Source organism: Methylobacterium sp. J-088 (assembly GCF_022829295.1).
Lineage (GTDB): Bacteria > Pseudomonadota > Alphaproteobacteria > Rhizobiales > Beijerinckiaceae > Methylobacterium.
The window spans coordinates 1-13,159 of record NZ_JAKSYH010000164.1; the positions used below are offsets into that span (position 1 = coordinate 1).

A 13,159-nucleotide genomic window follows, 5' to 3' on the forward strand; every position below is an offset into this window, starting at 1 on the left:
AAGATCCTTGGCGGCGGGCCGCCATGCGATGCCGCCGCGCAGAACGTCGAAGATCCCGTTCAGGATCTCCCGAGGCGTCCAGGTCGGTGGTCCTCCGCGAGGCTCAGGCCTCTGCATCAACGGCTCGATCACCGCCCACTCGGCCTCGGTCAGGTCGGTTTCATCGCGTAGGCCCGCGCGGCTATGCTGCCTCCGGGTGGTCTTGGTCCTCCTGGCAGGTCCCTGTCAGGCTTCTTCCCCCCCCTGGCATCATCACCATCCCGGCCTCTCCTCCCCCCCTCAGACCCTTATCGGACGGGCTCTAAGGCATCCGCCACATCCTGGCGGGACAGGCCGATATCCTTCAATTCGCGCTCCGAAAGCGTCGAGAGCCGGTGCATCACGCGCCGGTTCATGGCCGCACGCGACAGGCCGGCTCGGATCTCCGCGGAGGCCTCGGCGATCGCCCGCGCCGCTCGGGCGATCCATGTGGGTCGGGCGGCGGCGCTCTGCGTGAGGCACTGGTCCATGATCCCCTCCTCCATGTCTCTGGGGTAGAGCGATCCTGGCCCAGCAGGACTGGCGGCAACAGGAACACTTCGGTACGGTTCTAACGAATTGTCCGGTCAGTCGAGCCGTACGGATGTCGGTCGCAGTCAGAAGCCCCGGGACGCGCGTCGAGGCGGTGGTCGGTGAGATCCGAGGGCGGATCGCGGCCCGGCATCTGGTGCCCGGCGTCCGGATTCCCTCGGTGCGCGCCTTCGCGGACACGATGGGCGTCTCGAAATCCACCGTCGTGGAAGCCTACGAGCGGCTGGCCGCGGAAGGCGCCGTGGTGGCCCGGCCGGGCTCCGGCTTCTACGTCGCCGGCAAGACCCGGCCGCTCTTGCTCCAGGCGATGGGGCCGCAGCTCGACCGGATCGTCGATCCGCTCTGGATCACGCGGCAGGCGCAGCAGGCGGGTGCCGATCAGCTCAAGCCCGGGGCGGGGTGGCTGCCCGATTCGTGGATGCCCCACGAGGCGATCCGGCGGGGCCTGCGCCGGGTGGCCCGGGCCGATCTCGCCGAGATGACGAACTACGACCGGCCGCTCGGCTACGAGCCCCTGCGCCGCCAGATCGCCCGCAAGGTCGGCGAGAAGGGCGTCGGCGCAGAGCCCGACCAGATCGTGCTGGTCGAATCAGCCACGCAGGCGCTCGATCTCGTCTGCCGCTTCCTGCTCCAGCCCGGCGACACCGTGCTGGTGGACGATCCCTGCTACTTCAACTTCTTGGCGCTGCTGCGCGCCCAGCGCGTCACGGTGGTCGGCGTGTCGATCACCCCGGAGGGGCCGGACCTGCGGGCGCTCGCAACCCTGCTGGAGCAGCACCGGCCGCGCTTCTACCTGACCAACGCCGCCCTCCAGAACCCGACGGGGGCGAGCCTCGCGCCGAATGTGGCGCACCGGGTCCTGAAGCTGTGCGAGGCGCACGACACGCTGATCGTCGAGGACGAGATTTTCGGGGATCTCGAGCCTGACGCCGCGCCGCGTCTCGCGGGCTTCGACGGGCTGGAGCGGGTGATCCAGATCGGCAGCTTCTCCAAGACCCTGTCGGCCGCCGCGCGCTGCGGCTGGATTGCGCTCCGGGCCGACTGGGTCGAGCCGCTGGTCGATCTCAAGCTGGCGCTGAGCCTCGGCAACGGCCACATCACGGCGGCGCTGGTGCACGCGCTGATCTCCGAGGGGGCCTATCGGCGCCACCTCGCCGAGACCCGCCGCCGGCTTGCCTCCGCGATGGTGCAGGCCTCCGCGGAGCTGCGCGCCTGCGGCCTGGAGCCCTGGGCGCAGCCGCGGGGCGGGTTCTTCCTGTGGATGCGCCTGCCGGATGGGCGCAACGGCGCCGAGGTCGCCCGCCGGGCGCTGGCCCGCGGCATGGTGCTGGCGCCCGGGACGTCGTTCAGCCTGTCGGAAGCCTGGAACGGCTACATGCGCTTCAACGTCGCCCACTGCATCGACCCGCGCATCCGCCCGATCCTGCGCGAGACACTGCGCTAAACGGGTTTCCAAAGGGCGTGCCCTTTGGCGGGTCGTCAGGGCGGAGCCCGACAGAAGGGTTTTGCCCTTCACCCACGAAAGGTCCCGGACCTTTCGAAACCAGGACTTTGCCGATCAGGCCGGCAGGTCCAGTTCAGCCCGGAGGCCGCCGAGGTCGGCGCGCCCGAGCGTCAGCCCGCCGCCGTAGAGTTCGGCCAGCTCCAGGGTGATGGGCAGCCCGAAGCCGTGGCCCGGCACGCCCTCGTCGAGGCGCCGGCCGCGGGCCATCACGGCCGCGGCGGCCTCGGCGTCGAGGCCCGGCCCGTCATCCTCCACCCGCACCCGAACCGCGCCATCCGCCGCAGCCGCCGAGACCTGCACCCGCCCCCGGCACCAGCGGCAGGCATTGTCCGCGAGGTTGCCGAGCATCTCGTCGAGGTCCTGGCCCTCGCACGACACCGTGAGGTCGTCCGGTACGGCCAGCGCGATCACCACGCCTTTCTCGGCGTAGAGCCGCACGAGCGCATCGCGCAAATCCGTGAACTGCGGCGCCAGGGGCGTGCGGGTCCGGGCCGAGCCCGCCAGCGCCGCCGCCCGGGCTCGGCGCAGATGGTGGCGGACCCGCCGGTCCATATCCTCAACCTCCCGTCGAAGCGCCCCGTCCGGATCGCGTGCCGGGGCGGCCAGCGCCATCGACAGGGTGGCGAGCGGCGTCTTCAGGGCGTGGGCGAGGTTGGCGACGTGGCCCCGGGCGCGCTCGAGGTTCCGGGCATTCTGGTCGAGGAGCGCGTTGAGTTCGGCCACCACGGGCGCGATCTCGACGGGCTGCTCCGCCGGGACCCGCTCCCGGGTGCCGGCCCGGACCGCGGCGAGGTCGGCCCGCAGGCGCTGCAGCGGCGCCAGGCCGAGCCGCACCTGGACCGCCAATCCGGCCAGCAGGCACAGGCCGAGGATCCCCAGCGCAAGGGTCAGGCTCGTCAGGGCCTCGCGCAGCGGCCCGTACAGCTCGCCCTCCGGCGCCGCCACCACGATCGTGGCGGACTGCGTCCCCGGCAGGATCAGGATGCGGGCGTAGAGCGGCTGGCCGCGGGGGCCCGTGCCCCAGGCGGGGTGCGGCCGGCCCGGATCGTCCTCCGGCCCGGGATCGGACAGGCGGATGTCGCCACCGCGCAGGGAGGCCGAGCGGGTCGTCTCGGGACCGCGGCGCACCTCCCAGGCCCAGCCGGGGCCGGGCCGGTCGAAGGGCGGCACATCGAGATTTTCCGGCAGGATCCCGGCTTCGAGCCCGGCCCGCAGGGCGACGATCTGGGCGTCCAGCCGGCCGTCGAGCTGGCCGCGCACGAACCGGTACAGGATGACCCCGATGGCGAGGCCGGCCACCACCAGGGCCGCGAGGACCAGCACCAGGGCGGCGCCGAGCAGGCGGGTCCGGAGCGAGCGGCGGGGTGTCGCTGCCGACATCAGGCGGGATCCGCGTGGAGCCGGTAGCCGTGGCCGCGCACGCTCTCGATCCGCGCCGGGGCGATCTTCCGGCGCAGGCGGGTGATGATCACCTCCACGGAGTTCGAATCGACATCCGCGTCGCCCTCGTAGACCCGTTCGATCAGGTGCAGGCGCGGCACCACGGTCTCGCGGTTCAGCATCAGGCAGGACAGGACCCGCCATTCGAGGCCGGTGAGCTTGAGCGGCAGGCCGTCCTGCTCGAAGGCGCCGAGCCCGGGATCGAAGCTCAGCGGGCCGCAAGCGATCCGGCTGGCGCCGCCGCCTTGCGACCGGCGCACCAGGGCGCGCAGGCGGATCACCAGCTCCTCCACGCGGACCGGCTTGACGAGGTAATCGTCCGCCCCCGCCTTGAAGGCCGCGACCTTGTCGCTCCAGCCGTCGCGGGCGGTCAGCACCAGCACCGGCAGGGTCCGCCCGGCCGCGCGCCACGCCCGCAGGACCGAGACGCCGTCGCCCTTCGGCAGGCCGAGATCGAGCACGACGGCGTCGTAGCCCTCGGTCTCGCCGAGATGCTGGGCGTCCTCACCGGTGGCGGCGTGGTCGAGGACGAAGTTCTCCGCCCGCAGGACCTTGGCCACCTCGGCGGCGAGCGCCGCATCGTCTTCCACCAGCAGGATCTTCACCCGTCCATCCTCCCCCGCTCAAAACCGCGCCCGGGCAAGCATTTAGGGCTGGCTCCTCGCGTTGCCCGCCTATCCGGACGTTATGTCGGCCCGCTTCAACCGCCGCGGGAAAGTGTCTGATAGCGCGAGAGCTTCGGCGCCTGATCGCTCTAGGCAGCCGGATTTAACCGGGGCTGAACCGCCCGGTTCAGTCCGGATTGCCGGGGGTTCCTTACGAAGGGGCATCGGATCGAACGGATCCGGACCTTTTGGAAGACGACATCATGACCGACAACAAGACTATCGACGGTACTGCGCGGGAGATCCGCGAGCCTGCCGCCCCGGCGCGTCGGGCGATCCCACGGCGGACCTGGGTGGTGGGCGCCCTGGCGGCCCCGTTGGTGATGGGGGCCATAGGCCTGTCCCTGGCGCAGGGGACGACCTTCCAGCCGACGCCGGTCGAGCCGGTGGCGATCCAGGCGCTGGTCCCCTCCGGGGCGACCGGGGTCAAGGGTACGGTGACCGAGATCTTCGGCAACAAGTTCGTGGTCCAGGACCCGACCGGCCGTGCGCTGGTGGAGACTGGCCGCGCTGGCGAGGACGGCAAGCTCGTCGCCAGGGGCGAATCCGTCACGGTGCAGGGCCGGTTCGAGACAGGCTTCCTGCACGCCAGCGTGCTCACCCACGGAGACGGGCGCAAGGTCGTGCTCGGGCCGGCCGGCGGGCCGCCGATGGGGAGCCTCGACTGGGCCAAGGACCGGATCGGCCTTGGTCCGACGCTCGACCTCCCGGCCCTGACGGCCTCCGTGCAGGCGGCCGGCTACAGCGACGTGCGCGTCACCGGCCGCGGACCACGCCACCTCGACGTCGCCGCCAAGGACCAGGACGGGCGCGAGCATCAGCTCCATGTCGGCTTCGACGGGCAGGTCCGGGAGCTACCGGCGCGCGAGCGGCCCCCGGTGTGATCCCGCGCCGGGGCGGGATGGCATGCAACCCTTCCCGCCCTGCCGCGTCCTCCTGTCTTGAGAGCCAACAGGAGATACGCGTCGTGGAGCCGATGAAACCGATGAAGCCCATGGAACCCATGAAGGGCATGGAACCCATGAAGCCGATGGAGCCGATGAAGGGCATGGAGCCTTGGTGGCCGAAGGACCTCGGCGAGCCTGCGACCAGCGGCGCACAGAACGGGATGAAATACGCGTTCTTCCCCGACAAGCAGCGCCTGCTGATCGAACGCGACGGGCAGGTCTCGACCTACGACAGCGGCGACCATCGGATCGGTGGTGTGTCGCAGGCTGATGGGTCGTCGAAGACGCTGACCTTCTCCAGCCAGAATGGCGACGTGGATCTGGGCTCGCTCAAGAAGCTCGACTGAGCCTGGCGTGGACAGGCCGGGGCGGCGCCCTTAAGCCCGGCCCGGCCATGCGAGCCGCCCGACCCAGACCCCCGACGCCATGCGCGCGCTGATCGACCTCGTCCGCGCCATGCGGGCGCCCGACCGGCGGCGGCTTGCCCTGATCGCGCTGGGCCTCGCGGTGGCGGCGGTGCTGGAGGTGGTCGGCGTCGCCGCAGTGATCCCGTTCCTGACGCTGGTGGGCGACCCCTCGGCGGCGACCCGGATCCCCTATCTGGTCCATACGCGGGCTTTCCTCGGCCTCGCCGAGGAGCGCAGCTTCCTGCTGGTCACCGGCGGCGCGGCGCTGGCGGCGATCCTCGTCACCGCCCTGGTGAATGCCGGGCTGACCTACGCCCAGCTTCGGTTCACACATCTGGCCGGCTACGGCTTCAGCCGGCGCCTGCTGTTTCGCTATCTCGATCGGGAGCGCCTGTTCTTCACGCAGGCCAACAGCGCCGAGCTCGCCAAGAACGTGCTGTCCGAGACCGACCGCCTCGTGGTCGGCGCCCTGACGCCCGCCACCGTGCTGGCCTCGCGGGCGAGTTCGGCGCTCGCCGTGATCGCCTTCCTGCTGGTCTACGCGCCGCAGCTCGCGCTGATCCTCGGGGGCGGCTTCGGCGGGCTCTATGTCGGGATCTACCTCGTGATGCGCGCCCGCCTCGCCCGCCTCGGCGCGCGCACGGTGGCCGACAACGAGGCCCGCTTCCGGCTCGTGCACGAGACCTTCGGAGCACTCACCGAGCTGAAGCTCTACGGGCGTGCCGAGGCCTTCGCGGCCCGGTTCGACGCCCCGGCGCGCGCCTACGCGGTCGCCACCGCGGCGAGCCAGCTCACCGGGCAGATGCCGCGCTTCGTCATCGAGGCCCTGGCCTTCGGCGGTGTGATCGTGGTGGTGCTGTTCGCCCTCGCCCAGGGGCTCGACGTGGCCGGCATCCTGCCGCTGCTCGGCCTGTTCGCCTTCGCGGGCTACCGGATGCTGCCAGCCTTCCAGAACATCTTCACCTCGGTGGCGCTGATGCGCTTCACCCTGCCGGCAGTGCGGGTGATCGTCGAGGAACTCGCGCAGGAGCGTGCCACCCTGCCCCGCACCACGGAGCGCCTGCCGTTCACGCAGGCGATCCGCCTGGAGGGCGTCGGCTTCGATTACGGCACCGGGCAGCCGGCGCTCGCCGGCATCGATCTGACCATCCCGGTCAACACCACAATCGGCCTCGCCGGGCGGACCGGTTCGGGCAAGTCGACGCTGGCCGGCCTGATCCTCGGGGTCCTGATCCCCGGCGCGGGGCGGATCACGGTGGACGGCCGCGTCCTCGATCCCGTCACGCTCCTGGCGTGGCAGAACCGCATCGGCTACGTGCCGCAGGACGTATTCCTGGTTGACGGGACCGTTGCCGAGAACATCGCGCTCGGCGTGGATGCGCCGGACCGCGCTGCCGTCGAGCGGGCGGCGCAGCTTGCGGGCGCCCACGACTTCATCGCCGCTTTGCCTCACGGCTATGGCGCGCGGGTCGGCGAGCGCGGGGCGCGGCTCTCGGGCGGCCAGCGCCAGCGTCTCGGCATCGCCCGGGCGCTCTATCACGACCCCGACGTGATCGTGTTCGACGAGGCGACCTCGGCCCTCGACGAAGAGACGCAGGGCGCGGTGATGCGGGCGCTGCGGGCTCTATCGGGCCGGCGGACGCTGATCCTGATCGCCCATCGGCTCTCGACCCTGGAGGGCGCCGACGCGGTGCACGTGCTGGAGGCGGGGCGGCTGGTCGCCTGCGGGCCGCCCGAGGCGGTGCTGCCGGGCCTCGGCACGGCGGCGTGACGACGCCCCTTGCGTCCTGGCCCACCTCCGTTACCTCGGCTCCAAAGCATGACCGGGAGACCACCGTGAGCACGCGCATCGAGCTGACTGCAGCGGACGGCACCACGGCGACGCTCGCCACCCACGGCGCCGAGCCGGTTTCCTGGCGGGTCGGCGGGACCCAGTACCTCTGGAGCGGCGATCCGGCCCATTGGAACCGCCATGCTCCTTGGCTCTTCCCGGTGGTCGGTGCCTCGGCAAGCGGGCAGGTGAAGGTCGGGTCCGAAAGCTACCCGATGGGCCAGCACGGCTTCGCCCGGGACCTGCCCTTCACGGTGGTGGAGCAAAGCGTCGATGCGGTGACCCTGCGCCTGACCGACGGGCCGGAGACCCGGGCGCATTATCCCTTCGCGTTCCGGCTCGACGTCACTGCCCGGGTGCGCCCGGCGGCCCTCGACTTCGACGTGACCGTCGCCAATCCGGGCGACACGCCTCTGCCCTACGCGCTCGGGTTCCACCCGGCCTTCCCGTGGCCCTTCGCGGGCGGGACGCGGGCGAAGGATGGCGGCTACGCGGTTGTCTTCGAGCATCCGGAGCAGCCGTTCGCCCCCCAGGTCGGCCCCGGCGGCCTGCTGCTGCGCGCGGAGCAGCCGATTCCCCTCTCCGGCGACACGCTGCCCCTCGATCCGGCGATCTTCACCGAAGCCTTCGTGTTTCGGAACGCCCGCAGCCGCGCGATGCGCTTCACCGGGCCGGATAAGGCGATCCGCATGGACATGGCGGATTTCCCGCATCTCGCGGTCTGGACCAAGCCTACGGCACCCTTTCTCTCGCTCGAATGCTGGACGGGCTACGCCGACTGGGCCGATTTTTCCGGCGACCTGACCGAGCGGGATTCTCAGCGCCTCCTGCCACCCGGGGCGGAGGCGCGCCACGGCGTCCGCCTGACCCTGGACGTGTGAGGGTTGCGCGTCTGGGTGGCACGGCCGGAACCGGGCGCGACGCGGACCGGCGCGGCTCTGGCGGCGCGCGGCCACGCGTCGCTCGTGGCCCCGGTCCTGGCGGTGCGGCCGACCGGGGAACGGCCGCCCGACGGCCCGTTCGATGCGCTGCTGCTGACCAGCGCCAACGCAATGCCAGCCTTGCGGGGCGCCGCGTCGCTGCGGGGGCTGCCGGTCTTCGCGGTCGGCGCGCGCACGGCGGCGCTGGCCGCAGACGCCGGGTTCGGTCCGGTGCACGCGGGGCCCGGCGATGCCGCCGGCCTCGCCACCCTGGCGCGTCGGATCCTCGCGCCCGGAGCGCACCTGCTCCACGCGGCCGGGGCCGAGCGGAAGCCGGAGCCTGCGGCGACGCTTGCGGCGGCCGGGTTCCGGGTCGCGATCTTCGTAGCCTACGCGGCGGAGGCCCTGCCGGCCCTGCCCGATTCGGTCGACCGCGCATTCGCCGACGGAAACCTCGACGCCGCCTTGCATTACTCCCGGCGCAGCGCCGCGATCGCCCACGCTTTGGCGGAAGACGCCGGCCACGGCGGAGCTTTCCGCCGCCTGAGGCATTACTGCCTGTCGGCGGACGTTGCCGCACCCCTGGAAGCGGCGGGTGTTCCGGTCCATTTCGTCGCGGCGTGTCCGCGGGAAACGGACATGCTGGACGCTCTCGCGCCGCCGCCTGGCCCGGCGTGCGGTGACAGGGAGGCCGGGCCGCCGTATCTCGCCCTCGCGCCAAGGGCCGGGGCGGTGCTAGGGGGGCGCGGCGACGCCGAAGAGTTGGAGGACTTGCCCGTGACGCCACCACCCAGCGACGCCGACAAGCCCGGATCCGGCGGCCGCAGACCGGATCCTGCGCCCGCCAAGCCCGGGCAGACCAATCCGTCCGGCGTCGAGACCCGGCCCGGTGCGTCCGCGGCCGGCGCAACCGGAGGCGCGAAGCCGAGCCCGTCGGGGCCGAGCGCGAGCCCACCGCAGCCTTCCGGTGCGACGCCCAGGCCTGCGACCGAGCCGGTCGTCGCCGCCAAGCCTGGAACGAGCGACGCGAAGCCCGAGGCTGGCAAGCCGGCTTCGGCTCCGGACGGCGCCAAGCCATCCACCGGTCCGGCCGCGCAGCCGAGCGCCGTTAAGCCCGATGTCGTAAAGACTGAAGCGACCGGGATGACCCCGCCCAAGGATGCGTCCGGCAAGCCCGAAACCAACCCGTCAAACACGCCGAAGCCAGGCTTTGCCCCGGCGCCGGACGCCGCGAAGATGGCCGCCGCATCGGCTTCCGCTGCGACCGCGTCCACGACGGGCGCGGCCAGTGCCGCGTCCGGCAAGCCAGAGGCTGCGCGGACCGAGCCGCCGAAGCCCGGCCAGCCGGGCGCGGGTCAGCAGCCGGGTTCCGGGCCGCAGGCCGGATCCCGTCCGGGCGGAGCATCCACGGGTGCCGCCGGCACCGTAAGCGCCGGTACGGTCACGGCCGGTCCGATCCTCGACATGAAGGCCAAGCGTGTCCCCGATCCGCCCGCCCCCAGCAAGGGGCCGGGTCCGGAGGCGAAGACGGGTGGCAAGGAGTCGCCGAAGGAGTCCGTGAAGGGTCCGATCCCGGGTGTCGCCGCCAGCACCACGGCGGCCGCTCCAGCGGCCCGGGCGCGGGCCGGGTTCGGCTCGCTCGCGACCGCGGGCCTGCTCGGTGGCGTGATCGGCGCGGGTCTCCTGTTCGGCGCCGAGACGGCCGGGCTCGGACCCGATCCGCGTCTCAACGCCCTCGATCAGAAGCTGACCGGGCAGATCGCGGCCCTTGGCACGCGTCTGGACGGGCTCGCGCCCCGGGATGCCGTGGACGCCCTCGACAAGCGGATCGGTACTGCTGAAACGACGGCCAAGCAGGCCCTCGACAAGGCGGGAAGCGCCCCTGCGCCGGCTGCTTCCGCTCCGGATGGCTCCGCCTCTGGTTCGGCGCCGGCGGTGCCGGCCGATCTGGCGGCGCGCCTCGACAATCTCGATCAGCGCGTGGCCGCGCTCCAAGAGGAGCCCGGCCGCGAACAGCCGGCGGATTCCAAGCTCGGCGCGGTCCAGGATAACGGCAAGCAACTTGTCGATCTCGATGCCCGTCTGAAGGCGCTGGAGTCGAACGGGGCTGACGCGGACGCCTCCAAGAAACTCGCTGCGCTGCAGGGCGAGGTCGAGCAGAAGACCAAGGCGAATGCCGACGCGGATGCCGCCCTCGGCCAGCGCCTCGACGCGCTCCAGCAGACCCTCGAAGGCCGGGTGAAGGCCGCCACCGAGGCGGTTCAGGCTGCCACGCAGGCGAGCCGCACCGCCGCCGAGGCGGGTCAGACCCAGGCTGCGGAAGCCACGAAGGCGGTCGACCGCCGGCTTCAGGAGCAGGCCGACAAGATCGCCGCGCTGGACAAGAGCGTGGCGCAGCGGGCTCAGACCGCCACCGTCCAGGCGGCCCTGCGGGTGGTCGTCGCCGACCGCGTGGCCTCGGCGCTCGAATCCGGATCGGCCTACGCCGAGCCGCTTGCGAGCCTACGCAAGCTCGATCCCGCGACCGACGCGCAGGCCAAGGCGCTCGCCCCCTTCGCGGAAACCGGTGCACCTACGGCTTCTCAGTTGGCGGACGCGTTCCGGCCGGTCGCCGAGCGGATCGCCGCCAAGCGGCGGGCGCAGCAGTCCAAGACGGCCGCCGAGAGCGGCGATTTCCGCGCCAAGCTCCTAAGCATGGCCGATGGCCTCGTTCAGGTGCGCAAAGCCGATGCCCCGGCCCCGGAAGCTGCCGATCAGCCGGAGGCGAAGGTCCAGGCGGCCCTCGATCGCGCCGACCTCCCGGCGGCTGCCATGGCCTTTGCGGCGCTGCCGGCCGAGGCACGGGACGAGGCCGGCGACTTCGGCGCCAAGCTCAAGGCGCGGGCCGAGGCCGAACAGGCTGCGCGGACGCTCATCGGAAACGCCTTCCAGGCGCTGCCAACCGGCGAAGGCTCTGGCGCATCTGCATCCACCCCCGCGCCCGGCCGCTAAGACGGTGACGGCGTCAAGCCGCGCGTCGCGCGGCCGCAACTCCTCCGGGCGGGCGTGCAGGCGCCCCGCCCCTCCCGCACTGAGCGACCGTCGCCGCGCGGCCGTCGATAGGAGACACTGACCCCATGTGGCGCGCCCTCGCCTTCCTGGCCCTGCTCGCACTCGCCGCCTTCGGGGCGGTCTGGATCGCCGACAGGCCCGGCACCGTCACCGTCGTGTGGAACGGCTACCAGATCGGCACCAGCTTGGCGGTGGCCCTCGTCGGGGTGATCGCCGCGGCCATCGTGCTGGGGCTTTTCTGGGCGGTCGTGCGCGGCGTGATCGGCCTACCCGAGGCCCTGGTCCGCGGCTCCGCCGAGCGGCGCCGGACCAAGGGCCTCTCCGCTCTGTCCCGCGGCATGGTGGCGGTCGGCTCGGGCGATCCGCTGGCCGCCCGCCGGTACGCTGGAGACGCCGAGCGCTTGCTGGGCACCGAGCCGCTGACCCTCCTGCTCAAGGCGCAGGCGGCTCAGATCTCCGGCGACCGGGACGCCGCCGAAAGCGCCTTCCAGCGCATGGTCGACGACCCCGAGACCCGGGTCCTGGGTCTGCGCGGCCTGTTCGTGGAGGCCCGTCGCCGGGAGGACGAGACGTCCGCCCGTGCCTACGCCACCGAGGCCGCCCGCCTCGCCCCGAGCGTAACCTGGGCCAACGAGGCCTTGCTGGAGGCCCAGAGTACCGACGGCGACTGGGGCGCGGCCCTGGAGACCATCGAGCGCCGCTCCTCGCTCGGGTTGATCGACAAGGCGACCGCCCGGCGTCAGCGAGCCGTCCTGTTGACCGCGATCGCGGGCGAGCGCGAGGCCGGCGAGCCGGAGGTCGCCACTGAGCGCGCGCTCCAGGCCGTCAAGCTGGCCCCGGACCTCGTCCCGGCCGCCTGCATCGCCGGCCGGCTGCTGGCCCGCCGCGGCGATTTCAAGAAGGCGGCCCGCATTGTCGAAGCGGCCTGGAAGGCCAACCCCCATCCCGACCTCGCCAAGGTCTATCTCGGCCTGCGGACCGGCGACTCGGTCCGTGACCGCCTCGCCCGGGCTGAGGTCCTGGCGAAGCTGTCGGTCTGGGATCCCGAGTCGCGGCTTGCCCTCGGTCAGGCCGCCCTGGACGCACGCGATTACAAGCGGGCCCGAGAGGCCGTGAAGCCGCTCCTCACCGACCGTCCGACCGCGCGGTCCTGCCTTATGATGGCCGCGATCGAAGAGGCCGAGCACGGCATCAATTCCGGCCAAGCCCGCGAATGGTTGGCCCGCGCCGCCCGCGCCCCGCGCGACCGGATCTGGATCGCCGACGGAATCGCCTCCGAGACCTGGGCGCCGGTCTCGCCGGTCAGCGGCCGCCTGGATGCGTTCACGTGGCAGGAGCCGCCGAACACCCTGGCCTCTCCCGCCGTGGTCGAGCCAAACGCGGAGCGCGCCGATGCGCCCGCGCCCGTCCTGGTCCCCGCTGCTCCGAGCAATGACAGTCCTGCCCCGTCGCGGCCGAGCGTGACGAGATCGGACGTCGTCGTGGCGCGCGGCATCGCTCCGGCACCCGGAACGGAGCCCAAGACCACCGGGCCGGACCCGGTCTCAGCCGGGATGACGGCGGCCGCGCTGCCGGCCTCCAAGGTCGCCGAGCGCGGGGTGCTCAAGACCGGCTGATCGCCCACGGGCGGGCTCGGTGAAAGACAAAATTGGTGGTGCAAGTCTTGTATCGGGGCTTGCGGCCCGAGTGTCCCGCGCGCAAGCGTCTGTACTCGTGCGTCAAGACCGTCATGCCGTGGTGGCGCGCCGCTTCCGACCCCGGGGACCCGATCATCCGCCTTCTCATGCCCGCCTCGGACACGCCGCCGGCTCGGTCGATCCCGAA

The 13,159-nt window shown here is 72.4% G+C and carries 10 protein-coding genes and 1 pseudogene; 7 read left to right on the forward strand and 4 right to left on the reverse strand.

The window, feature by feature from the left end; translation table 11 throughout:
- Nucleotides 1-153, reverse strand: a 153-nt coding sequence (locus MKK63_RS17985) for a transposase (protein WP_244004213.1), incomplete at its 3' end; no start/stop codon positions are given.
- A 134-nt stretch (nt 154-287) separates the two neighbouring features.
- On the reverse strand, nt 288-509 hold the full coding sequence (locus tag MKK63_RS17990) for a DUF1127 domain-containing protein (protein WP_244004163.1): 222 nt from the start codon (nt 507-509) through the stop codon (nt 288-290).
- A 113-nt stretch (nt 510-622) separates the two neighbouring features.
- Here MKK63_RS17990 and MKK63_RS17995 point away from each other — a divergent pair, with 113 nt between their 5' ends.
- Nucleotides 623-2,014, forward strand: coding sequence for a PLP-dependent aminotransferase family protein (locus MKK63_RS17995; protein ID WP_244004165.1), 1,392 nt, complete (start codon nt 623-625; stop codon nt 2,012-2,014).
- 114 nt (nt 2,015-2,128) lie between these two features.
- Here the strand turns inward: MKK63_RS17995 and MKK63_RS18000 are convergent, their stop codons facing one another.
- Together MKK63_RS18000 and MKK63_RS18005 are read right to left on the reverse strand one after the other, a co-directional pair.
- Nucleotides 2,129-3,454 (reverse strand): sensor histidine kinase, encoded by a 1,326-nt coding sequence (locus MKK63_RS18000; RefSeq protein ID WP_244004168.1) that lies wholly within the window; start codon nt 3,452-3,454, stop codon nt 2,129-2,131.
- On the reverse strand, nt 3,454-4,119 hold the full coding sequence (locus MKK63_RS18005; protein ID WP_244004170.1) for a response regulator transcription factor: 666 nt from the start codon (nt 4,117-4,119) through the stop codon (nt 3,454-3,456). Before MKK63_RS18005 ends, MKK63_RS18000 begins: the two co-directional genes overlap by 1 nt.
- 263 nt (nt 4,120-4,382) lie before the next feature.
- On the opposite strand from MKK63_RS18005, the gene MKK63_RS18010 reads away from it, so the two are divergent.
- From MKK63_RS18010 to MKK63_RS18035, 6 genes and pseudogenes are all read left to right on the forward strand, one after another.
- A complete protein-coding gene (locus tag MKK63_RS18010) occupies nt 4,383-5,063 on the forward strand; it encodes a DNA-binding protein (protein ID WP_244004172.1) in 681 nt (226 codons plus the stop codon).
- 92 nt (nt 5,064-5,155) lie between these two features.
- Nucleotides 5,156-5,473 (forward strand): hypothetical protein, encoded by a 318-nt coding sequence (locus MKK63_RS18015; RefSeq protein WP_409564528.1) that lies wholly within the window; start codon nt 5,156-5,158, stop codon nt 5,471-5,473.
- A gap of 79 nt (nt 5,474-5,552) precedes the next feature.
- A complete protein-coding gene (locus MKK63_RS18020) occupies nt 5,553-7,304 on the forward strand; it encodes an ABC transporter ATP-binding protein (RefSeq protein WP_244004174.1) in 1,752 nt (583 codons plus the stop codon).
- A 65-nt stretch (nt 7,305-7,369) separates the two neighbouring features.
- Complete coding sequence (locus tag MKK63_RS18025) at nt 7,370-8,245, forward strand: aldose 1-epimerase family protein (RefSeq protein WP_244004177.1); 876 nt, start codon at nt 7,370-7,372, stop codon at nt 8,243-8,245.
- Between the two features lie 3 nt (nt 8,246-8,248).
- A pseudogene (locus MKK63_RS32250) lies at nt 8,249-8,953 on the forward strand (uroporphyrinogen-III synthase); the annotation flags it as partial.
- A gap of 2,447 nt (nt 8,954-11,400) precedes the next feature.
- Nucleotides 11,401-12,951 (forward strand): heme biosynthesis protein HemY, encoded by a 1,551-nt coding sequence (locus MKK63_RS18035; RefSeq protein ID WP_244004179.1) that lies wholly within the window; start codon nt 11,401-11,403, stop codon nt 12,949-12,951.
- Nucleotides 12,952-13,159: the final 208 nt, after the last annotated feature.

Coding starts and splice junctions, on each gene's coding strand:
- MKK63_RS18015 (WP_409564528.1), top strand. CDS start 5,156: ATGAAACCGATGAAGCCCATGGAACCCATGAAGGGCATGGAACCCATG.
- MKK63_RS18035 (WP_244004179.1), top strand. CDS start 11,401: ATGTGGCGCGCCCTCGCCTTCCTGGCCCTGCTCGCACTCGCCGCCTTC.
- MKK63_RS18000 (WP_244004168.1), bottom strand. CDS start 3,454: ATGTCGGCAGCGACACCCCGCCGCTCGCTCCGGACCCGCCTGCTCGGC.
- MKK63_RS17990 (WP_244004163.1), bottom strand. CDS start 509: ATGGACCAGTGCCTCACGCAGAGCGCCGCCGCCCGACCCACATGGATC.
- MKK63_RS17995 (WP_244004165.1), top strand. CDS start 623: ATGTCGGTCGCAGTCAGAAGCCCCGGGACGCGCGTCGAGGCGGTGGTC.
- MKK63_RS18020 (WP_244004174.1), top strand. CDS start 5,553: ATGCGCGCGCTGATCGACCTCGTCCGCGCCATGCGGGCGCCCGACCGG.
- MKK63_RS18010 (WP_244004172.1), top strand. CDS start 4,383: ATGACCGACAACAAGACTATCGACGGTACTGCGCGGGAGATCCGCGAG.